25 protein-coding genes are annotated in these 19,949 nt (G+C 58.3%); 11 read left to right on the top strand and 14 right to left on the bottom strand.

What is annotated here, in order from left to right:
• Nucleotides 1–71: 71 nt before the first annotated feature.
• The 9 genes from M504_RS20980 to M504_RS20975 form a co-directional block, all read right to left on the bottom strand.
• Nucleotides 72–947 carry an EF-hand domain-containing protein gene (locus M504_RS20980; protein WP_052200161.1) on the bottom strand — a complete coding sequence of 292 codons (876 nt, stop codon included), beginning with the start codon at nt 945–947 and terminating at the stop codon, nt 72–74.
• Between the two features lie 137 nt (nt 948–1,084).
• The gene (locus M504_RS00815; RefSeq protein WP_232296105.1) at nt 1,085–1,750 is read right to left on the bottom strand and encodes an outer membrane lipoprotein carrier protein LolA; all 666 of its coding nucleotides are present in this window, start codon (nt 1,748–1,750) and stop codon (nt 1,085–1,087) included.
• A gap of 72 nt (nt 1,751–1,822) precedes the next feature.
• Nucleotides 1,823–2,335, bottom strand: coding sequence for a type IV pilin protein (locus M504_RS00810; RefSeq protein ID WP_047486856.1), 513 nt, complete (start codon nt 2,333–2,335; stop codon nt 1,823–1,825).
• Nucleotides 2,336–2,453: 118 nt separating this feature from the next.
• Nucleotides 2,454–2,852, bottom strand: a complete 399-nt coding sequence (locus M504_RS00805; RefSeq protein WP_047486852.1) for a DUF3224 domain-containing protein — start codon at nt 2,850–2,852, stop codon at nt 2,454–2,456.
• Between the two features lie 13 nt (nt 2,853–2,865).
• Nucleotides 2,866–3,234, bottom strand: coding sequence for a hypothetical protein (locus M504_RS00800; RefSeq protein WP_156993387.1), 369 nt, complete (start codon nt 3,232–3,234; stop codon nt 2,866–2,868).
• 59 nt (nt 3,235–3,293) lie between these two features.
• Entirely contained in the window at nt 3,294–4,208 is a 915-nt protein-coding gene (locus M504_RS00795; RefSeq protein ID WP_052200160.1) for a glycine betaine ABC transporter substrate-binding protein, read from the bottom strand.
• Complete coding sequence (locus tag M504_RS00790; protein WP_047486846.1) at nt 4,169–4,801, bottom strand: ABC transporter permease; 633 nt, start codon at nt 4,799–4,801, stop codon at nt 4,169–4,171. Before M504_RS00790 ends, M504_RS00795 begins: the two co-directional genes overlap by 40 nt.
• On the bottom strand, nt 4,798–5,574 hold the full coding sequence (locus M504_RS00785; protein ID WP_047486843.1) for an ATP-binding cassette domain-containing protein: 777 nt from the start codon (nt 5,572–5,574) through the stop codon (nt 4,798–4,800). The genes M504_RS00790 and M504_RS00785 overlap by 4 nt, the downstream gene beginning before the upstream one ends.
• Nucleotides 5,575–5,580: 6 nt before the next feature.
• Nucleotides 5,581–6,417, bottom strand: a complete 837-nt coding sequence (locus M504_RS20975; protein WP_052200763.1) for an ATP-binding protein — start codon at nt 6,415–6,417, stop codon at nt 5,581–5,583.
• A gap of 195 nt (nt 6,418–6,612) precedes the next feature.
• On the opposite strand from M504_RS20975, the gene gap reads away from it, so the two are divergent.
• Nucleotides 6,613–7,620 (top strand): type I glyceraldehyde-3-phosphate dehydrogenase, encoded by a 1,008-nt coding sequence (gene gap / locus M504_RS00775; RefSeq protein WP_047486840.1) that lies wholly within the window; start codon nt 6,613–6,615, stop codon nt 7,618–7,620.
• 71 nt (nt 7,621–7,691) lie between these two features.
• Here the strand turns inward: gap and M504_RS00770 are convergent, their stop codons facing one another.
• The gene (locus tag M504_RS00770; protein WP_047486838.1) at nt 7,692–8,201 is read right to left on the bottom strand and encodes a DinB family protein; all 510 of its coding nucleotides are present in this window, start codon (nt 8,199–8,201) and stop codon (nt 7,692–7,694) included.
• 70 nt (nt 8,202–8,271) lie between these two features.
• On the opposite strand from M504_RS00770, the gene pyrE reads away from it, so the two are divergent.
• On the top strand, nt 8,272–8,880 hold the full coding sequence (gene pyrE / locus M504_RS00765; RefSeq protein WP_047492901.1) for an orotate phosphoribosyltransferase: 609 nt from the start codon (nt 8,272–8,274) through the stop codon (nt 8,878–8,880).
• Here the strand turns inward: pyrE and M504_RS00760 are convergent.
• A complete protein-coding gene (locus M504_RS00760; RefSeq protein WP_047486835.1) occupies nt 8,877–9,080 on the bottom strand; it encodes a hypothetical protein in 204 nt (67 codons plus the stop codon). The genes pyrE and M504_RS00760 overlap by 4 nt on opposite strands.
• 58 nt (nt 9,081–9,138) lie before the next feature.
• On the opposite strand from M504_RS00760, the gene M504_RS00755 reads away from it, so the two are divergent.
• From M504_RS00755 to M504_RS00735, 5 genes are all read left to right on the top strand, one after another.
• The gene (locus M504_RS00755; RefSeq protein WP_047492898.1) at nt 9,139–9,984 is read left to right on the top strand and encodes a hypothetical protein; all 846 of its coding nucleotides are present in this window, start codon (nt 9,139–9,141) and stop codon (nt 9,982–9,984) included.
• 52 nt (nt 9,985–10,036) lie between these two features.
• The gene (gene mtnA, locus M504_RS00750) at nt 10,037–11,131 is read left to right on the top strand and encodes an S-methyl-5-thioribose-1-phosphate isomerase (RefSeq protein ID WP_047486832.1); all 1,095 of its coding nucleotides are present in this window, start codon (nt 10,037–10,039) and stop codon (nt 11,129–11,131) included.
• On the top strand, nt 11,115–11,423 hold the full coding sequence (locus M504_RS00745; RefSeq protein ID WP_047486829.1) for a hypothetical protein: 309 nt from the start codon (nt 11,115–11,117) through the stop codon (nt 11,421–11,423). Before mtnA ends, M504_RS00745 begins: the two co-directional genes overlap by 17 nt.
• A gap of 94 nt (nt 11,424–11,517) precedes the next feature.
• A complete protein-coding gene (gene mscL / locus M504_RS00740; RefSeq protein WP_047486825.1) occupies nt 11,518–11,961 on the top strand; it encodes a large conductance mechanosensitive channel protein MscL in 444 nt (147 codons plus the stop codon).
• A gap of 95 nt (nt 11,962–12,056) precedes the next feature.
• On the top strand, nt 12,057–12,494 hold the full coding sequence (locus tag M504_RS00735) for a CYCXC family (seleno)protein (RefSeq protein ID WP_047492895.1): 438 nt from the start codon (nt 12,057–12,059) through the stop codon (nt 12,492–12,494).
• A 69-nt stretch (nt 12,495–12,563) separates the two neighbouring features.
• Here the strand turns inward: M504_RS00735 and M504_RS00730 are convergent, their stop codons facing one another.
• From M504_RS00730 to rfaD, 3 genes are read right to left on the bottom strand one after another with little or no spacing between them, the layout of a single operon-like run.
• On the bottom strand, nt 12,564–13,463 hold the full coding sequence (locus M504_RS00730; RefSeq protein WP_047492893.1) for an ROK family protein: 900 nt from the start codon (nt 13,461–13,463) through the stop codon (nt 12,564–12,566).
• Nucleotides 13,464–13,482: 19 nt separating this feature from the next.
• Complete coding sequence (locus M504_RS00725; protein ID WP_047486822.1) at nt 13,483–14,085, bottom strand: SIS domain-containing protein; 603 nt, start codon at nt 14,083–14,085, stop codon at nt 13,483–13,485.
• The gene (rfaD, locus tag M504_RS00720; RefSeq protein WP_232296104.1) at nt 14,082–15,137 is read right to left on the bottom strand and encodes an ADP-glyceromanno-heptose 6-epimerase; all 1,056 of its coding nucleotides are present in this window, start codon (nt 15,135–15,137) and stop codon (nt 14,082–14,084) included. The genes M504_RS00725 and rfaD overlap by 4 nt, the downstream gene beginning before the upstream one ends.
• 94 nt (nt 15,138–15,231) lie before the next feature.
• On the opposite strand from rfaD, the gene metG reads away from it, so the two are divergent.
• The 4 genes from metG (at nt 15,232) to M504_RS00700 (ending at nt 19,928) form a co-directional block, all read left to right on the top strand.
• Nucleotides 15,232–17,373: a methionine--tRNA ligase gene (gene metG, locus M504_RS00715; RefSeq protein ID WP_047492888.1), complete on the top strand. Its 2,142-nt coding sequence runs from the start codon at nt 15,232–15,234 to the stop codon at nt 17,371–17,373.
• An 8-nt stretch (nt 17,374–17,381) separates the two neighbouring features.
• A complete protein-coding gene (locus tag M504_RS00710) occupies nt 17,382–18,230 on the top strand; it encodes a TatD family hydrolase (RefSeq protein ID WP_047486819.1) in 849 nt (282 codons plus the stop codon).
• An 80-nt stretch (nt 18,231–18,310) separates the two neighbouring features.
• Complete coding sequence (locus M504_RS00705; RefSeq protein ID WP_047486816.1) at nt 18,311–18,811, top strand: YajQ family cyclic di-GMP-binding protein; 501 nt, start codon at nt 18,311–18,313, stop codon at nt 18,809–18,811.
• Between the two features lie 112 nt (nt 18,812–18,923).
• A complete protein-coding gene (locus tag M504_RS00700) occupies nt 18,924–19,928 on the top strand; it encodes a polyprenyl synthetase family protein (RefSeq protein ID WP_047486814.1) in 1,005 nt (334 codons plus the stop codon).
• The last annotated feature ends 21 nt before the right edge of the window (nt 19,929–19,949 follow it).

The following is a 19,949-nucleotide window of genomic DNA, read 5'->3' as shown; positions in this document are numbered from 1 at the left end:
CCGGATCTTTGCCGTGTGAGTCGAGAAAATGCTCCGGCCAATGTATTGGACCGGAATAAAGTCAAAGTTGATTACTGCTGAGGCTGCTGACCGCCCTGACCACGCTCGCCCTGGCCACGACCACCGCCGGGACCGCCGGGGCCACCAGGACCGCCCGGGCCACGCCCCTGCGGCTGCTTCTCCATGTAAGCGGTCGCTTCGTCCATATCGACCTTGCCGTCCTTGTTGGTGTCGATGGCTTCAAACTGTGCCTGCATGCGGTCGGGCATCTCTTCCTTGAGCAGAGCGCCGTCCTTGTTGGTGTCCCACTCGTCGAAGAGGTGTTCCGCGCGTTGGCGGGGGGTCTGCTGACGCATGCGAAGCTCTGCCACGGCCAACGTGCCATCGCCATCCTTGTCCAGCGTCTTGAGGGCAGCAGGAGCGTTGGCGATTTCCGTTGCAGAAAGAATGCCGTCCTTGTCCACGTCCAGAACGATCATCACGGGGTCCATGCTGCTGAAGTTGCCACGACCAATAGGACGCCCCTGGGGATCGGCCTGCTTGCCGTACATGGCAGCAATCTCTTCCTTGGTCAGCTTGCCATCATGATTCGCGTCGCCCTTTTCAAAGAGCGGCTTCATGCGCTCAGGGACTTCGTCCGCCGTCAGAACGCCGTCGCCATTCTTATCCAGCATCATCAGGCGCTGCTCCAGATCGCTGCTTGCGGTCTTGTCTTCCAGGCGCTGGCTGTATTCCGCAGAAGTGATCTGCCCATCGCCATTTTTGTCCAGCTTCAGCAACGACTGCGATGCTGCCGCAATCTCCGCTGCCGAAAGCTGGCCATCACCATCCGTATCCAGCGCTTCCAGAACAATCCGCTTGGGCGGTCCGCCGCCGCCAGGACCCTGTGCAACAGCGGCCGTAGAAAGAAGAATGGGCAGGGCAAACAGCAAATGCGATGGCTTCATCGGGAACGATCCTGAGGAGAATGAGGACTGAAAATGTCCTTATTCAGTTGTAGGACATATTTGGTCCTAGATCAAGGACGAAATTTCCCTTCCTAAAGACGCACCATGCGATAAACGACCGTTTCAGAGAAAGATGGCTATGCCGGAGGCAGACCGTCCACCACCGTCACACCTGCAGGAGGAGTGAAACGGAAGTCTGCATCGGAGGCAGCGACGTTCTCTTTCATATCGCGGAATGCGAACTCCGTTATGGTGCCGTCTATCTCTTCAATGCGCAGGCCGGTGATGACTCCCGTGGCGGCAACCACGGTGACGGCGATGCGTTGCACGCGCTGATCACCGGGCGACATCGCATAGTGCGGCGTTCCGCTCAGCGTGACTTCCCCGCTGCCTGCGGGCGTCACCTTCAGGTTGTCCAGTTCCTTTTCCAGCTTGGTGTGACCCAGCAGAAAGCGCAGCGGCGACCGCATGTCGTCCAGTTGCTTTGCGGGGACGCGCTGAGCCTGCGGATCACCCGGCGTGTAGCTGATGGAGTATTTGCCATCCAGAACAAAGAGCTTGCCGTTGTTGTACTGCCACCGCATGCGCCCCGGCTTCTTCAACAACAGCGTGCCACCTTCGGTGCGTTGCTGCCCCATGCCGCTGTAATGCTCGGTGTACGTCGCGTGCAGCGTCGTCAAGTGGTTGTAATGGTCGTCGACTTTCGATGCGATGGCGTGGACGTCCTGCGCGTGCGCGGACACCGTCAACACAGCGACCGCCGCAAATCCTGTAAGAAACTTCATCGTTTTGCTAAGACGCACAAACTCTCCCTGGAGTCATTCGTACAGACGAAAGGCGCAGCCGAAGCTGCGCCTCTTCGACATAAGACCTATTTACTGAATGGGCTGGGTGCAGGCGGTACCGCCCTTGGGGTCGTACTTCACCTGCTGCGAATCGTCGGAGCAGAAGCCACGGTCGCCGGTGTTGCCTACCTTCTGCGGAACAGCGGTGATCTCGTACGACGTGTATTGATCCTGATTGTTGATGGTCACCTTATTGCAGTTCACAAGCGCGAAGGTATAACCCGCCTTCTGGCCGCCCGCGAGATCCGTAGGTAACAGTCCTGCAGCCGCTGGAGTAGGAGCTGCTCCCTTATCGCCGCCAAGGGCTGCCAGCGAGCAGGCATAGCCGTTTGCCGGATACGTCTGCTGGTACTGCAACTGCGCTGCCACGATGGCACGAATGGACTGGATAGCCGAGGTCTCGTTGCCCTGCCGCTTGATGCGCGTGATGTTGGGGATCGCGAAGGTGGCAATGATGATGATGATCGACATCACGATCAGCAGTTCGATGAGCGTAAAGCCCTCATCCTGGCGCGATGCACGGTAGCGGTTCGGGAAAGTCATGCGTGTCCTCAGCGAAGTTCGTCAGCCCTGCTCTGAGAGACGGAGCGAGAACCAAATCGACAACACAAACTGTAGCAAAAAGCAGCCTGCTCTGCCTCCGTGTAGAGGCAGGCGATAGCTACTGCGCAGGCAATGTGTACGTGAAGTCGTAGCTGTGGCCGGATTTGTCGATGGTGATCTGCAGCGAGCCTTCGATCCCTTTTAACTCGCCTGTACCGGTATTCGGCAACACGGTGATGTCCATAACACCGCTCTTCGGATCGGTGGAATCCATCGTCGCCTTGTGCGAGAACACGAATGTCCCGGACTTGCCGTCCACTTTCACAGTCATGGTTTCCAGCGCAACATAGGCCATCGTGGTTCCAACTGCGGTGGTGGTCATTTCGCCCTTGCTGGTGCCCTCGATGCCGCCGCTCCACACTTTGTCGATGGTCATACGGCCAAGTCCTGCAGCTTTGCCGATTTCGCTGGATTCTGCCGGCTTTACGGACACCTGGAATGTTCCTGTTGCGTGCATCTGCGCGGTCCTTTCAGAGCCTGTTTTCGTTGCTCCGCTTACGGTTTTCCTGTTCTGCGAAAAAGCGCAATTCGCGAGCACCAGCGTAAGGAACAGCGCCATACGATACAGGGAGATGCGATTCATCCGCCCAGCTTAGCAAATCATTCTCATCGCTCTCTACCTCTGATTGCGACGGCGAAAGCAACAGCAAAACCACCTCGACCCACAGCCACGCAATACACGCCAGCATCAGGATGCCGCAGACATTCCAAAGCGAAGACAGCAGCGTCTCCGGACGGGCTGCGTCGAGGTTTTCGTAATTCGCTTTGAGAAAAAGAAGCACAGACAGGATAGTGGCCATACAAGCCAGAATCAGCCGCTTCAGATTTACTTGCTGCATCTTCTCAGTTGGATGCTTAAACACGAAGAAAGTCGTGTTTCGAGGCTTCGAAACTGATATCACAGGCCGTTTTTTAGTCGAAACGCCTTGATCACTTCTGCGGGGTCCTTATGTTCGCCTTCCACGGCGTGATTCATGGACTGCATCTGGGCTTCGGTAATCTTTCCTGTCAGCTTTTGCAGGGCCTTCAAAGCCGCAGGATGCGTTCGAAGCATGTCCTCGCGCACCAACGGCACAGCTTGATATGGCGGGAAATAATGTCGATCGTCCGCGAGAACACGGAATCCCAGCGCGGTAATCGCGCCATCCGTGGAGTTGCCGCTGACGATATCGACCTGTCGGTTCTGCAATGCGCGATACAACAGCCCGAGGTCCATCACACGCGGTTCATCCGCAAAGCGCAGTCCATAGGCGGCTTCCAGCCCGTGGAGGCCGTCGGGGCGCTCCTCAAACTCATATCCCACACCAAGCTTCAGCGACGGAGCCGCAGTCGCGAGTTCGCTTAATCGGGTGACGTGGAGGCGATCTGCATCTTCGCCGCGCATCACCATGGCGAAGGTGTTTTCAAAGCCGAGCGACGGCATCATCAGCACGTTGTATCGTTCACGATAAATACGGGCAACCGTATTAAAGACGCGTTGCGGATCGTGATCAAGCGGCTGTTTCAGGATGGAGGTCAACGCCGTTCCGGTGTACTCCACATAGGCGTCAATGCGGCCGGAAACAAGCGCCTGATGCGCAATGTAACTCCCCGCAAGATAGAACCGCCGGTCAACAGGCTCGCCTTGCGCTTCGATCTCCTGTGCCAGCAGTTCGCCTAGCAGAACCTGCTCTGTGAAGTTCTTTGCGCCGATAACAATGCGCGAACCGTGCGGCGGATCACATGCAGTCAGCAGCAGGAGAAACAACGGCAGCACCAGTGCCGCCCTGCGATTCACGGCAGCCTCCGCACTTCCACGCGACGTTCGATCCATCCAAGAAACGCATCCGCCAAGAGCGCGAGTAACGCAGCGGGAACGGCCCCAAGCAGCACGAAACGATTGTCCACGGACGCCACGCCGCGGAAGATAAATTCGCCCAGGCCGCCTGCACCAATTGCCGCTGCAATCGTCGCCACGCCAACGCACGTTACGGTCGCCGTGCGCAGCCCAGCCAACAGAACACTCGCGGAAAGAGGCAGTTCGACCTTGATCAACCGCTGCCAATCTGTCATGCCGAGCGCTCGACTCACGTCGATCAGAGCCGGATCGATGCCTTGTATTCCCACGTAGGTATTGCGCAAAATCGGCAACAACGCATAACCGGTAAGCGCAAGAATAGCCAGCCGTGCAGCGTTTTCTCCAAGCCACGGCACGGGCAACAGCAAGCCAAAGAGCGCGAGACTGGGCACCGTCTGCACCACGTTCGCAAATCCGATCACAGGCCTGGCCCAGCGTTCATGCCGCGTGAGCCAGATGCCCGCAGGAATCGCGATAAGCGCAGCAAATAACATCGCCGATCCAGTAAGCCAAAGATGCTCAAACACGAGTTGCAGAAGCTCATGCAGATGCAGGCGAAGGAAGCTCATGACTGTGCCTCCGGAAAGCGCTGCACGGCTGCGACATACTGCTTCACGGCGGGAATCTGCGAGTGCAGAACATCGCCCGAAGGCAGGTCTGCGACGATATTTCCCTTGTCCAGCAACAGGATTCGATCAGCGAGAAAGACCGCTTCCTGAAGATCGTGCGTAACGATGACTGCGGTCTTCTGCAACTTCTTCAACAGATCGCGCAGCATGGTTTGTATTTCCACGCGCGTCAGCGGATCGAGCGCGCCAAAGGGTTCGTCCAGAAGCAGGATGGCAGGGTCAGCAGCCAGCGCGCGCGCCACACCCGCACGTTGACGCTGTCCGCCGGAAAGCTGCCACGGCATACGTTCGGCAAACTTGGCGGGGTCAAGCCCGGTCATGGCAAGCAATTCGTGTGCGCGGGAAAGCCGCTCTGTCAGCGGCTTTCCCGCAAGTTCCAGGGGCATGGCCACATTGCGTTCGATGGTCAGGTGAGGATAGAGGCCAATCTCCTGAATGACGTAGCCAATGCGTCGCCGCAACGCCAGGAGATCGGCGCTGCCCACCACTTCACCATTGACCAGTACCGCGCCGGAAGTTGGCGCTACAAGTCCGTTAATGGTGCGCAGCAACGTCGTTTTCCCGCTGCCTGAACGGCCCAGCAGAGCCGTCGTGGTTCCCGCCTCCAGCCGCAACGAAATACCGTTGAGAATGACAACGCCCTCGCCGGAATTTTTCCGGGAGGGCGTTGCGTCCACTATCACGTCGCGGAACTCGATGGCCGCGCCGTTCATATTTTCTTACTCGTCCTGCGAATCGTCCGGCTCGATGCCTTCCGGGCCGTCCAGCTCCGGTGCATCAAGATCGGCAGGGACGGGCGCGTTGAAGGCATCGTCGTTGACCGCAGATACCGGAGCGGCGCTGCCCACTCCCTTCACGCGAACCACCGTGATCTTGGTAAAACCTTCTTTGAACGACGGCGGACGCAGACGCTCTGCCATCTTCTGCATCACGTCATCGGCCACGCGGCGCTCGCGCTTGCTGTTACGGTCTACGCAAACGGCCAGCGGCACGTCAAAGTACACGGCCTGCACCTCGTAGCCGAACGAACGCGCCATCTTGATCCACTGGCGGCGCTCGTGGGCGCTGAGGTTGGTGGCATCCACGTAGTTCCACGGCATCTTGGCAATCAGGCGCGCACGCAGAAGCGAACGTAGCGTACTGAACACCAAACCGCTGTAACGCTGGTCCGTGATGTCGTCGAACAGGATGTTGCGCAGCATGTCGCTGCTGAGGGGAGACACGCCACGGCGCTTGAACCACGTCGTCTTGCCACTGCCAGGAAGGCCAATGGTGAGAACAACATAGCCACGCGGAGCAGCCTTGTCGCCCGCAGGGATCGAAGGCGGTTCCACCGGCGCGGCCAACGATTCTGGCTGCGTTTCGACTTCGATCTTGCCGGGAGCAACTGGCTCCGCCTCAACCGCTTCCGGTTCGGCTTCAGTGGTTATCTCTGCTTTTGCAGGAGCTTCGGGGTAGCTCGGCTGCAGTGCTGCAGGCTGATCCTGTGGGATCTCCTGCCCAATCTTTCCAGTGGCCTCGCTATTGTTGGGGCCACGCTTACCACGTCTTTTCATCTTGTTGCGGATCCAGTCCCGCATAGCCGGTTTGTAACACACCACGCGGCTCAGGCCAAACCCGATGGGAACCTTTGATGGCTCCCCAGGGTTTCACACAGCCGAATTGCGCCACCCCACGGCGCACCCGCTACACTGGTTGCGACGGACGAAACGGCGTTCGCCGTAACCCTGAGAGGAAGCTAAAGACACGTCATGGCAGTAAAGGTAGGCATTAACGGATTTGGCCGTATCGGCCGCAACGTCTTCCGCACCGCAATCGATAATCCTGAAATCGAGTTTGTGGCCGTCAACGATTTGACCAGCCCTTCAACGCTGGCTCACCTGCTGAAGTACGACTCGATTCTCGGCAATCTGAAGCACGAGATCGAAGCTGGCGACGACTACATCAGCGTCAACGGCAAGAAGATCAAGGTTTTCGCCGAGCGCGACCCCGCCAAGCTGCCCTGGGCAGAGGTTGGCGCGCAGATCGTGGTGGAATCCACCGGCCACTTCACCGACGCCACCAAGGCCAAGGCTCACCTCGGCGAGACGGTGAAGAAGGTCATCATCTCCGCTCCTGCCACGAACGAGGACGTAACCCTGGTGCTGGGCGTAAACAGCGACAAGTATGACGCTGCGAAGCACAACGTCATTTCCAACGCCAGCTGCACCACCAACGGCCTTGCGCCGGTGGTGAAGGTGCTGCACGAGAAGTTCGGCATCACCAGCGGCATTATGACCACGATCCACAGCTACACCAACGATCAGGTCATCCTGGACTTCCCGCACAAGGACCTGCGTCGTGCACGCGCTGCGGCCATCAACATGATTCCGTCGACCACCGGCGCAGCCAAGGCCCTGAAGCTGGTCATCCCTGAGATGGACGGCAAGCTCGACGGCTTCTCCATGCGTGTGCCCACGCCGAACGTCTCCGTGATCGATCTGACGTTCAACACAGAAAAGCCCATGACCATCGCCAGCATCAACGAAGCGATCCAGTCCGCCAGCGAAGGCGCCCTGAAGGGCATCCTTGGCTACACGGATGAGGAACTGGTCAGCAGCGACTTCAAGGGCGACAGCCGCTCGTCCATCTTCGATTCGAAGCTGACCAAGGTCATCGGCGAGAAGACGGCCAAGGTCATCTCCTGGTACGACAACGAGTGGGGATACAGCTCGCGCGTGAAGGACCTGATCCTGTTCCTGGTGAGCAAGGGTCTGTAATCTTTTTCAAATACAAACAGCGAACGGGTGCAGCCAAGGCTGCACCCGTTGTGCTTTTACAGAGAGAGCGGTTAAACGACCTTCTCATCCGCGCTTGGACCGTACGTCGAAGGCACATTCACTCCAAGCAGGCGCAGGTAGACCGTCAATTGGCCGCGATGATGGGTCATGTGGGTGAAGGTATCGGCGATCTGCTGAATTCGAGTGCCACCGCCCAACACCTTGTCACCCATGCGGAAATTCCAGGTACCGTTCAGGTGGTCTTCGTTTGTGCCTTCAAGAGCGGACTTCCCTTTCGCGGCGGAATCCTCGGCCAGTTTCAGCAAGGCTGCGGTTGAGTCCGAACCCTTTGCCTGGAAGCTGCTGCGTGCGGAACTGTCTGCGAAATCAAGACCGTCAGTTGCGATCATCATCGCTATCCATGCAGGCATTTGCGCTACCAGCGCTGCCAGATAGCCAAGTTCCATTGATTTGTCATGCGGCTTCCAGGTGTTCTTGCCTTCCGGCACTACGGCCAGCACCTTCCGGTTCAATGCCTGCTCCCGCTGCAACTGGTCCACAAAGAAACGCACCGCATCCATGTCACATCACCTCACGCTCAACACGATACGCCGACTTGCTGACTGGCCGACTCGCTGTTTTGATAGAGACATGGAACTCTCCACCGCTCTGACCGCCGACCGCGCCAAACTTCTCAGCCTGATTGCAAAGCTCAGCTTTCGTCTTGGCGACTTCACACTGGCCTCCGGTGCCAAGAGCGATTACTACATCGACTGCCGCACCACCACGCTGGATGCCGAGGGCGGTCGCCTGAGCGGACTCGTCTTCGCAGAGCTGATTCGCCAACACGCTCCCGACGCAGTGGCCGTGGGTGGTTTGACGATGGGCGCCGATCCGCTGGTGAGCAACACCGCGTCTGCAACGGCCTGGTACGCGCTAGAACACACCGACGTGAAGCCGGTACATGGCTTCCTCGTCCGCAAAGCGCTGAAGCAACACGGCACCGGACGACAGATTGAGGGCTATGTACGCGAAGGCGCTTCCGTTGTCGTGGTGGACGACGTCTGCACCACCGGCGGCAGCACCATCACGGCCATTGAAGCTGTGAAGGCCGCAGGCATGACCGTTGCAGCCGTACTCTGCCTCGTGGATCGCGAACAGGGTGGCCGCACAAACATTGAAGCCGCAATCGGCGATGCGCCGTTCGTCAGCGTGTTCACAGCAAGCGACGTGCGCGCGGAGAAGTTGCGGCAGAGCTAAAGATCGGTCGCCTCAGACACCTCAACCTCGGAACTCTTCACCAGGACCTTGCATTTGCCACAGTTGGGGCAAGCGCGGCCTTTGCGGTGAAGCACCTGTGAGGTAAGGAAAACTTTGCCGCAGGAAAAGCAGGTGACGGCGGCGTTATTGCCGTACCAGTCTTCGCCCTGTCCCAGATTCGATTTGTCGAGAGTACGCACCTCTCCATGCTATCGGTAATTGTGCGCACTTCGCCTTTTCATCGCCTACAATAAATGCATGGCTGCGCGGACAGAATCCCCGGAACTTGTCGTGCGATCCGCGACGAATCTTCGCCGTGAGATCAGCGCGCGCAATCTTGCCCATGCGCATGAAACCACGTACAGCAACATTCCTTCCGTGTTGTTTCGTGAAGATGAGAGCGGCCAACACGGCAACTTCCATCCCGCGAGTTACAAACGCATTGTTGCCAATCCTGAATGGGCGGAGCGGCTGGGCAAGACGTACACCGCATCCAGCCGCATTGCGCACGGCAACGAGCGTAGCCGTGGCGAACTGGATTGCGCTGTGAGTTCCGATGCGTTGCTGATGAACATCTTTTGCCATCCGCAGACGCTGCGGTCGAAACGCCTGCAAATGCTGTTGAATATCGACTCCGATACCACACCCTTGTTTGGTTTTCGCGTACGCACAGCGCTTCGCGGTGGCCACGACGACCGCACAGAGATGGATATGCGCATCGACGATCTGCTGGTGGAGGCGAAATTAAGCGAGTCGGACTTTCAGACTGCGCGACCTGACCTGCTTCAGCGTTATGAAACGTTCGAGGAAGTCTTCGAGACGGATCAACTTCCGCGTGCTCGCAACCTGTTTCGCGGCTATCAGCTCCTTCGTGGAGTTTTGGCAGCGCATCACAGCGATTCCCGCTTTGCGGTGCTCATCGACGAGCGACGCCCCGACCTACAGCGGCAATACTTTGCCGTTCTTTCTGCCATCCGCTACAGCCATTTGCGCAGCCGCGTACTGATGCTCACATGGCAGGAGATCGCCGCCACACTACCTGCTTCCCTACGGCAGTTTCTGGCAAGGAAATATGGCATTATCGCAATGGCGAAAACCCGCTGAGGGGTGATGGCGGTCACACCTTCCCGTTCACGAAAGCGTAAACTTGTAGGTGATGATTCCTACTCTCGAATGGACCGACCAGGGCGTTCGCTTCCTCGATCAGACGAAGCTTCCGCTTGAAGAAACGTACGTACTCGCCACCAGCTATCAGGACGTTGCCACCGTCATCCGCGACATGATTGTCCGCGGCGCTCCGGCCATCGGCGTCTCCGCCGCTATGGGCATGGCATTGGGTATCCAGAACTCGCCTTCGACCACCGTTGCTGCGCTGAGCAAGGATGTGGACGAGATGGCCAAGGTGTTGGCCGCCACTCGCCCCACCGCCGTGAACCTGTTCTGGGCAATTGAGCGCATCCGCGTGCTGTATTACCAGCTTGTCGACAAGCAGCCCACGAACCTTTCGGAAGCCGAGAAGATCGAGCGCATCCGCGAAGAAGTTCGCGCTGAAGCGCTGCGCATGTACGACGAAGACATTGAAGCCTGCAAGACGATGGGCCGCTACGGCGCGGCACTGCTGCCGAAGGAAGGCACCGTGCTAACCCACTGCAACGCGGGCGCACTGGCCACCTGTGGCTACGGCACAGCGCTGGGCGTAATTCGCGCGGCTGTGGAAGCCGGACACAAGATCAACGTGCTCGCCGATGAGACTCGCCCCTACCTACAGGGCGCTCGCCTGACCGCGTGGGAACTGCTCCACGACGGCATCCAGACCTCAGTCCTGTGCGACAACATGAGCGGCGCGCTGATGCGCAAGGGTCGTGTTCAGGCCGTGATCGTTGGTTCGGATCGCATTGCCGCCAACGGCGATGTGGCCAATAAGATCGGCACCTACTCCGTCAGCGTTCTGGCGAAGGAACATGGCATTCCGTTCTACGTCGCTGCACCCTGGTCCACCGTGGACATGGCGACGAAGCACGGCGATGACATTCCCATTGAAGAACGCAGCGCCTACGAAGTAACGCACTCCAACGGCAAGCAGATGACGCCGGACGGCTGCGGCATTGAAAACCCTGCCTTCGACGTAACTCCGGCAAAGTACGTGACCGCCATCATTACCGAGCGCGGCGTTCTGTATCCGCCGTACGACGAGAGCATGCGCGCCATGGAGGCCGCAGTTAAAGCTGAAGCCGATGGCGTACCTGCATAACCATCACCGGATTGCATTCGTGGATTGGCGCCAGCGTTCGCTGCTGCGCGCCAATCTACTGGTGCTCCTGAGCTTGCTGGTTTCGTTCTGGCTGTCGAACTTCCCCTACAACCGGGCCAATCCGTGGCTTGTGATCCCATTGCTGCTTTCGTTGATTGGCACTGTGGATACGCTGCGTTGCATGCGTAAACAATGGAACTGGTACCACGGCGGAGTGGTGCTGTGCGCCTACATGGACCTGATGTGCGTTTGCGTAATCCTGTTCTTTCTGGTCTATCCGTTCTGGCTGTAACATCGCGAAATTTTCACCACACCAAAGCTTCCCGCTGCCATAAATTGGCCGCGGCATGTATGCTGTCCCCAAAGTAAGGGAGGCAACACTCCACATGCTGAAGGGCTTTCGCGATTTCATTCTGCGCGGCAACGTTGTTGATCTGGCAGTCGCGGTCATCATCGGTGCTGCATTTGCGGCCATCACCGCGTCGGTAACGGCAGACATTATCACACCGTTCATCGCTGCAATTGTTGGCGCACCGGACTTCTCCAATCTGGTCGTCCACGTTCCCACGCTTCGACACGTTGTTCCGCCAAGTCCCCTGCCCGCGGGCTACATTCCGCCGGGTGAACTTCACGTTGGCAAGTTTTTAAACGCGATTATCAACTTCCTGATCAACGCTGCGGCCATCTACTTCATGATCGTGATGCCGATGAAGTATGTGATGGCAAAGTTTGAGACACCCGTAGCGGCCACTACAAAGCCTTGCCCGGAATGCCTGTCCGACATCCCGGTGGACGCCAAGCGCTGCAAATTCTGCGCACAACCGGTATAACTCTCCAACAATTCTTTACGAACCGAAGGGGTCGCAGATGCGGCCCCTTCTGCTTTGAAAGAACACCACGATCAGACCGCGCTATGATCGTATGCATGAAGCGCGTGATTGCTCTTGTTGCCGTTGCCGTCCTTACCGTAGCCGCGTGTGCGCAGTGGTCGAACCCGTCAAAGGACATTCCGGCCTACAACACCTCCGCACCCACGAAGGCGCTGCCGCCCATTTTGCATGACGCGCAACTGACAGGCGTGTACTTTTCGCACCCGTACCAGGTAACGGTGTACAAGATGGCCGCAAAGGTTTCGCCGGTCCTGCACCAGATGCCCTGCTACTGCCGTTGCGACCTGGGCATGGGCCACAACAGCCTGCATTCCTGCTTTGAAGGCCTGCACGGAGCCGAATGCTCCACCTGCATGAAGGAAGCCGCCTTCGCCTACCAACAGACCCAGCAGCACAAGTCTCCCGCACAGATTCGTGCTGCCATCGAAAAGGGCGACTGGATGAACCTGGATCTGGAACACGTCAGCCTGTAAATCTCTCTATGCAAAACGTGAAAGGCCGCGATTCATCATCGCGGCCTTTCGTTGTTGTGAAGGAGTGAACTATTCCTGCGGCCAAAGCCACGCGGCACCACGCACACCACTGGCGTCGCCGTGTACAGCCTTGCGCAGAGGAGTTTCAAATCCCTTGCCAAAGGTGTACTGCGCGATGAGCTGCGGTACGTTTGTGTACAGACGATCCAACTGCGACAGGCCACCACCGAAGACAATGGCATCCGGGTCCAGCAGGTTGCAGACGTTGGACAGGCCGCGTGCAAGACGATCTTCCAGACGCGCCAATGCGGCTTCTGCTTCAGCATCGCCACTTTCGCTCAGCTTGACGATCTCAGGTCCGCGCAACGCCTTGCCAGTGACAGCAAGAAAGTCGCGTTCCAGCCCTGATCCAGCAACCCACGTCTCCATGCAGCCGCGCTGACCGCAGTAGCACTCAGGACCAGGCCATTCGCCTTCGCGCTGCATCGGCAACGAGTTGTGTCCCCACTCGCCGCCAATGCCGTTCGGACCGTTGTGTACCCGGCCTGCGATTGCAACACCGCCGCCGCATCCGGTACCAAGGATGACGCCGAAGACAACGTTGTATCCCGCGCCCGCTCCATCCACTGCTTCCGAAACAGCGAGGCAGTTGGCGTCGTTGGCGCAGCGAACTTCGCGGCCCCACGCCTTGGAAAGATCCTTCTCCAGCGGACGGCCATTCAGCCACGTGGAGTTCGCATTCTTCACCAAGCCAGTGGACTTCACCACCGACCCGGGGATGCCAACACCCAGCGTCCCCTGCTGGCCCAGACGCGTCTCCAGCGACTTGGCTACCTCAATGATGGTTGCGACGGTGCCGTCGTAATCTTCACGCGGTGTGGGAACGCGCAGACGATCCAGTTCCTGTCCGTTGTTATCAAACGCGCGGCCTTCGATTTTCGTGCCGCCGAGGTCAACTCCAATACGCATACTCATTCGCCTGTCCCGCTTAAGTTAGCGGTTGTTCTCCTGCCTCTGCGGCAGCAAGGAGCCGAAGCTCCACCAGCTCGCAGATAGTGTGCAGCAGCAGCTTGTGTGCTTCCTGGATACGTGCCGTCACGTTGTGACGCACAATCAGTTCCACATCTGCAATGCCTGCGCATGCTCCACCGTCGCGTCCAAGAAAGGCAACCGTGGCAACACCATACTGCCGCGCCGTATTCAGCGCACGCAGCACGTTCTCGCTGTTGCCGCTGGTAGTGTAGGCAAACAGAACGTCACCCTTCAAGCCGAAGGCACGTACCTGCCGCGAAAACACATCGTCGAAGCTGTAATCGTTGCCGCAGGCCGTCAGATCGCCACCGTTTGCGGTAAGGCTGATCGCGGGATAGGGGCGGCGCTCCTTGTGGAAGCGAACCACAAACTCCGTGGTCAGATGCGATGCATCCGCCGCCGATCCGCCATTGCCGCATGCCAGCAGCTTGTTGCCGCGCAGCAGCGCATCGGCAAGTACTCGTGCTGCCTCTTCAACCTGCGGTTCAAGCTCCAGAATCGTGTCCAGCACGACCTTGGCATCGGCTACGTTGCTTTGTAAAACGCTCAATTCCTTCATCCCTTTAACTTCTCCGCACGCGGCTCCAGATAGCCCTTCACGTAGTCGTGAATGCCATCTTCCAGCGTTGTAAATGGTTTGGTGTATCCCGCTGCGCGCAGTTTGTCCGGCTTGGCTTCGGTGTAGTACTGATACTTCTCGCGCAGAGTCTCCGGCATGTCGACGTATTCGATGTTCGGCTTTTTGCCGCTTGCCGCATAGACCGCCGTAACCAGGTCATTCCACGTACGCGAAATGCCGGCGCCGCAGTTGAACACACCGCCAATCTGCGGGTTCTCCAGCAGCCACAGCGTGACATCGACAGCGTCCTTCACATACACGAAGTCGCGCATCTGCTCGCCGTCCTTGTACTCCGGACGATGGCTCTTGAACAGCTTCACCTTGCCGTCACCGTCGTGAATCTGGCCAAAGCTCTTGTGCACCACGGAACGCATGTCGTCCTTGTGGTCTTCGTACGGGCCGTACACGTTGAAGTACTTCACACCTGCAATGGGATGACCATTGGCAAAGAAGCCATTCTTCAAAGCCCACAGATCAAACATGTGCTTGGAATAGCCGTACATGTTCAACGGCTCCAGCTTCGGCGTTACGCTGTCATCGTCGTCATACCCAAGCGAACCATCGCCGTAGGTGGCAGCAGAGGAGGCATAGACGAAACGCGCGCCATGCTCCTGCGACCACTGGGCCAGGGTGCGTGTGTAGCCGTAGTTGTTGGTCAGGAGGTAGTCCGCATCCTTCTCGGTGGTGGCGGAACACGCGCCCAGATGCACGATGCCGTCAATCTCCGGCAGTTCCTCCGCACCCACGCCGTGGATGCGATCCAGAAACTCATTGACCGGGATCAGGTCTTCATACCGCAGGCCGTTCAGGTTCTGCCACTTTTCACCCGTTCCCAGGTCATCCACCAGCAATAGATCGGTTTTGCCCCGGCGGTTCAACTCTGCCACTGTGTTGCGTCCGATGAATCCGGCTGCGCCGGTAACTACGGTCATCTTTCCCATGAGGATGATTGTAGCCGCGCCCGGACCACGCGTAGTGGCTGCTAAGTACACGTAATATCTGCTTTTCATCGAAACTTATCGGCGACCCCTATGGGCCTTGCGCGGAAGCTTTTCCAATGGCGCTGATAAACTGACCGTTAGCGCGATGCCCAATAAGTTCTATCTCACGACTCCGATTTATTACGTCAACGCCCGGCCACATATCGGCCATGCGTATACAACCATTGCCGCAGACACGCTGGCGCGCCGTAAGCGCCTCGATGGCGCCGACACCTACTTCTTGACCGGGACCGACGAACATGGTCAGAAGATTGGCCGCAGCGCCGCGTCCGCAGGCGTTCCGCCGCAGCAGTTCACGGATGAGGTCTCCGCCACCTTCCGCACGCTGTGGCACCGCATGGGCATCAGCTACGACCAGTACATTCGCACCACCGACGAGAAGCACAAGATCGGCGTGCAGAAGCTGTTCCGTGTTCTGTATGAGAAGGGTGCGATCTATCTCGATCGCTACACCGGTGCATACTGCGTTTCCGATGAGGCCTTCGTCGATGTGCCCGTTGGCGATCATTGCCCCGAATGCGGTCGCGTAACCGAAGAAGTAACGGAAGAGAACTTCTTCTTCCGTCTGTCGGCCTACCAGAAGCCACTGATTGACCTCATCGAATCGAACCAGCTCACCATCACGCCGGAAGCGCGCAAGAACGAAGTTCTGAGCTTCCTGCGCGGCCCTGTGAACTCTGGTGCAGAAACACTGCTGAGCGATACCGGCATCCCCTACGTTCCCGGCGCGGTGAAGGACCTTTCTGTCTCGCGTACCAGCTTTGATTGGGGCATTCCTGTTCCCTCGCCCGCTGCGGATACCACTACGCAGAAGCATGTCATCTATGTGTGGCTGGATGCGCTGGCCAACTACATGACCGCAGTGGGATACGGCGACGAAAGCGAAGAGGGCGCAGAGATGTTTGCGCGCTACTGGCCGGCCGATCTGCACTTTGTTGGCAAGGAAATCGTACGTTTCCACTGCGTCTACTGGCCCGCGTTCTTGCTGGCCGCAGAACTACCGCTACCGAAGAAGATCGTTGCGCACGGCTGGCTTCTGTTCGAAGAGAGCAAGATGAGCAAGAGCCGCGGCAACATTGTGCGCTCGGAAACCATCCTTGACGCATTCGGTTCCTTGAAGCCCGAACTCGAGAAGAACGAACAGGACCTTTTCGGCGCGGATGTTCTGCGTTACTTCCTGCTGCGTGAGATTTCGTTCGGCCAGGATGGTTCGTTCTCGTTCGACGCTCTCGTTGCGCGCTACAACAGCGATCTTGCGAACGGCTACGGCAACCTCGTCAGCCGCACGTTGAGCATGCTCGTCCAGAACTTCGATGGCGTGATTCCGGATGCCGCTCTTACAACGGAACTCACATCGGACATCACCACTGCGATTGAAGCTGTGGGACGTGGGCTGGAGACGCAGGACTTCACGGTCGCTGTGCAAGCCACCTCTGCGTTGATTGCAGCGACAGACGGTTACCTGACAGCGAATGCGCCGTGGAAGCTGGCAAAGAATCCCGAGCACCGCGAACGCCTTGCCACAGTCCTGCGCACAGCTGCGAAGAGCATCCGTATCATGACTGCCCTGCTGCATCCTGTACTGCCGTATGTCACGGCACGCGTGTGGGATCAGCTTGGACTCGGCTCCATTGAACGCGCCGCCGAAACTGGCGAACTGCGCGACCTGACACAAGGCGGATTCGCCGCAAACACAAAGCTTGGAACACTCGCGCCCATCTTCCCGCGCGCGGAAAAGGAACTGATTACTCGCATGAACGACGCAGAACAGAAGCCCGCAACCACCGATGCCAACGCGCCGCAGAACCTTGCCGAAGGCGAACAGAAGCTGACACCCGTAAGCGATGCGACCACCGCGCCATCAGCAGAAGCCGCAGCCGCTCCCGCCAAGCCGGATACACCAGAGATCACCATCGACGACTTCGCAAAGGTCGACCTCCGCGTGGCGCAGGTGCTAGTTGCCGAGCGTGTCCCCAAGGCTGACAAGCTTCTCCGTCTTGAAGTAGACCTGGGCTATGAGAAGCGCCAGATCCTTGCAGGCATCGCGCAGTTCTACGAACCGGAAAAGCTGATCGGCCGTAAGGTTGTCATCGTTGCGAACCTTGCACCGCGCAAGCTGCGTGGCTTCGAGTCGCAGGGCATGGTCGTTGCCGCTTCCATCGGCGACGGCACCCCCGCACTCGCCAGCTTCATCGAAGACATCGAAATCGGAGCGCGCTTGCGGTAGTTGCACCTATGCACATCGTCGATTCGCACGCACATCTCGACTTCCCCACTTACGCCGACGATCTCGACGCTGTACTAGCGCGTTCGCTGGAAGCGGACGTGCGCACAATCCTTTCCGTGGGTATCGGTGATGGCCCGGAGACGATGCATCGCGCACGCGATCTTGCCGTGAAGTACAAGGACAATCCCGCTGTGCCATGCATCGTCGCATCGGCAGGCATTCATCCGCAGGAAGCACAACACGCAAACGATGCCGCACTAAACAAACTGCGCACTCTCGCAGCGGATGAAAACGTTGTTGCCATTGGTGAAATCGGGCTGGACTACTACCACATCGAAAACCCCGATATCGACGTGCAGCAGCAGGCATTCCTTGCGCAGATGGAGATTGCCCTCGCGGCAAACAAACCCATCCTCATCCACTGCCGCACCAGCGAACTCGCCACGCCGCAGGCAAAGGAGCGCTTTGGTCCTGCTGACGCGCAGGATGACCTGCTGCGCCTAATTGCCGAAAACTTCTCGAACAAGGGCGGCGTTGGCGTGATGCACTGCTTCTCCGGAACAGCCGACGAAGCACGCCGCGCACTCGATCTTGGGTTCTACCTATCCTTCGCGGGCAATGTCACGTACGCGCGGTTCCCGTCCATCCGCGAAGCTGCAGAACTCGTGCCTGCTGATCGATACCTGGTAGAAACTGACGCCCCCTTCCTGGCTCCGATCCCCTATCGCGGCGAACGCAACGAGCCCGGACGCACACGCGTGACAGCGGAGTTTGTCGCCGAGTTGCGCAAGATCCCGCTGGAACAGCTCGCACAGGAAACCACCGGAAACTTTCGTCGCCTCTTCCGCGTAGAATAGCCCGGCAACGTGCGGCATCTTTCTGCCGCTCTAAATCATCAGCTTTTGCAGGATTGCAGTACTGGCAAGGAGAACGAACAATGGCAGCCGATAACAGTTTTGACGTCGTAAGCAAAGTCGAAGTGCAGGAAGTAAAGAACGCGATCGATCAGGCCACCAAGGAAGTCAACGCCCGCTTCGACCTGAAGAATTCAAAGTCCACCATCAACCTCGAAGGCAACGACGCCATCCAACTCGCCTCGCAGGATGAGTACACGTTGAAGGCCGTCACTGAGATCCTTTCGCAAAAACTCGTGAAGCGGAACGTGTCTCTGAAGAACCTAGAGTACGAGAAGATCGAACCAGCATCCAACTCCTCCGTCCGTCAGAAGATCAAGCTCAAGCAGGGCATCGAAGGCGACTCCGCGAAGAAGATCACCGCGGCCGTGAAAGACAGCAAGCTGAAGGCGCAGGCATCCATCCAGGGCGACACTGTCCGCATCACCAGCAAAGACCGTGACGTCCTGCAGCAGATCATTGCCCTGCTCAAGGGCAAGGACTTCGGCGTGGAGCTTCAGTTCACCAACTACCGCTCGAACTAAACCCTCTCACGAACCCATGCCCCGTTCATGACGTAAGTTGTGGACGGGGTTTCTCTTTCCTGCGTCCCGCTGCACTGCTTTCGCGTCAAAGAACTGTTACAGTTTGAAAAGCGTGAGTCTTCTCCCCAGTGCGACTGCCAAACAGGTCTTCGACCTCGTACGTGACGATCTTGCTGCCGTAGAGCGCGAGTTCGGCAAACAGTCACAGTCCGAAGTCGCTGTCATTCAAGACATTGCAGAATATCTGCTGGCAGGCGGTGGCAAACGCATCCGTCCGCTGCTGCTGTTGCTCGCGGCAAAGGCGCTCGGCTTCCAAGGCGAAAGCCGTATCCGCATGGGTGCCGTCGTCGAGATGCTGCACACCGCCACGCTGGTTCATGACGACATCATTGACGAAGCGAAGACGCGACGCGGCAAGGCCAGCACCAACACCGTGTGGGGCGAAAGCAAGTGCGTCCTCGCAGGCGACTGGTTGTACATGCAGTCGTTCCAGACGGCCCTGGAAGAGCGCAATTTCCACGTGCTGGATCTGCTCATCGGACTAACGCAGCAGATGGTCGAAGGCGAACTGCTACAGATTCAAAAGCTGGGTCACCTGATCAACGAAGAAGAGTACTTCGACCTGATCTTCCGCAAGACCGCGATGCTGTTCAAGGTCAGCATGCAGCTTGGCGCTGCCCTCTCCGGTGCCAGCGATGAAGTAGAACAACAGCTTGGTGAGTACGGCCGTAACCTCGGCCTTGCATTCCAGATTGTTGATGATGTGCTTGACATCACCGGCGAAGAGTCCACCATTGGCAAGCCTGCCGCCAGCGATCTGCGCGAAGGCAAAGCAACACTCGCCGTGATCCACGCGCTGGAACGTGGCACAGGCGCGGAACGCGAAGCCATCCGCACAGTGCTCGCCGACCGCAACTTCAGCCGCGTGAAGCACGCCACCATTCTGGAAATCCTGACGCACCACGGATCGCTGGAATACGCCATGGACGCAGCCCGCGCCTATGCGGAAGCAGCTCGTCAGTCCATCGTCGATCTACCTGCTGCAAACAGCGAAGCTGCCAAGGCGCTACGCGCACTGCAGTGGGTTCCCGGCTACGTGACCGACCGCGACCGCTAAACGATACCTCCCCGAAATTAA

This window comes from Terriglobus sp. TAA 43, assembly GCF_000800015.1.
In the GTDB taxonomy this organism is placed as follows: Bacteria; Acidobacteriota; Terriglobia; order Terriglobales; family Acidobacteriaceae; genus Terriglobus.
Note: the sequence above shows the minus strand (reverse complement) of the source record. Positions and strands in the feature narration are given on the sequence as shown.

Bases quoted from the DNA above. Each gene is read 5' to 3' on its own strand.
- M504_RS20980 (WP_052200161.1), bottom strand. From the start codon at position 947: ATGAAGCCATCGCATTTGCTGTTTGCCCTGCCCATTCTTCTTTCTACG.
- M504_RS00810 (WP_047486856.1), bottom strand. From the start codon at position 2,335: ATGACTTTCCCGAACCGCTACCGTGCATCGCGCCAGGATGAGGGCTTT.
- M504_RS00805 (WP_047486852.1), bottom strand. From the start codon at position 2,852: ATGCACGCAACAGGAACATTCCAGGTGTCCGTAAAGCCGGCAGAATCC.
- M504_RS00800 (WP_156993387.1), bottom strand. From the start codon at position 3,234: ATGCAGCAAGTAAATCTGAAGCGGCTGATTCTGGCTTGTATGGCCACT.
- M504_RS00795 (WP_052200160.1), bottom strand. From the start codon at position 4,208: ATGGATCGAACGTCGCGTGGAAGTGCGGAGGCTGCCGTGAATCGCAGG.
- M504_RS00790 (WP_047486846.1), bottom strand. From the start codon at position 4,801: ATGAGCTTCCTTCGCCTGCATCTGCATGAGCTTCTGCAACTCGTGTTT.
- M504_RS00785 (WP_047486843.1), bottom strand. From the start codon at position 5,574: ATGAACGGCGCGGCCATCGAGTTCCGCGACGTGATAGTGGACGCAACG.
- M504_RS20975 (WP_052200763.1), bottom strand. From the start codon at position 6,417: ATGAAAAGACGTGGTAAGCGTGGCCCCAACAATAGCGAGGCCACTGGA.
- gap (WP_047486840.1), top strand. From the start codon at position 6,613: ATGGCAGTAAAGGTAGGCATTAACGGATTTGGCCGTATCGGCCGCAAC.
- M504_RS00770 (WP_047486838.1), bottom strand. From the start codon at position 8,201: ATGGATGCGGTGCGTTTCTTTGTGGACCAGTTGCAGCGGGAGCAGGCA.
- pyrE (WP_047492901.1), top strand. From the start codon at position 8,272: ATGGAACTCTCCACCGCTCTGACCGCCGACCGCGCCAAACTTCTCAGC.
- M504_RS00755 (WP_047492898.1), top strand. From the start codon at position 9,139: ATGGCTGCGCGGACAGAATCCCCGGAACTTGTCGTGCGATCCGCGACG.
- mtnA (WP_047486832.1), top strand. From the start codon at position 10,037: ATGATTCCTACTCTCGAATGGACCGACCAGGGCGTTCGCTTCCTCGAT.
- M504_RS00745 (WP_047486829.1), top strand. From the start codon at position 11,115: ATGGCGTACCTGCATAACCATCACCGGATTGCATTCGTGGATTGGCGC.
- mscL (WP_047486825.1), top strand. From the start codon at position 11,518: ATGCTGAAGGGCTTTCGCGATTTCATTCTGCGCGGCAACGTTGTTGAT.
- M504_RS00735 (WP_047492895.1), top strand. From the start codon at position 12,057: ATGAAGCGCGTGATTGCTCTTGTTGCCGTTGCCGTCCTTACCGTAGCC.
- M504_RS00730 (WP_047492893.1), bottom strand. From the start codon at position 13,463: ATGCGTATTGGAGTTGACCTCGGCGGCACGAAAATCGAAGGCCGCGCG.
- M504_RS00725 (WP_047486822.1), bottom strand. From the start codon at position 14,085: ATGAAGGAATTGAGCGTTTTACAAAGCAACGTAGCCGATGCCAAGGTC.
- metG (WP_047492888.1), top strand. From the start codon at position 15,232: ATGCCCAATAAGTTCTATCTCACGACTCCGATTTATTACGTCAACGCC.
- M504_RS00710 (WP_047486819.1), top strand. From the start codon at position 17,382: ATGCACATCGTCGATTCGCACGCACATCTCGACTTCCCCACTTACGCC.
- M504_RS00705 (WP_047486816.1), top strand. From the start codon at position 18,311: ATGGCAGCCGATAACAGTTTTGACGTCGTAAGCAAAGTCGAAGTGCAG.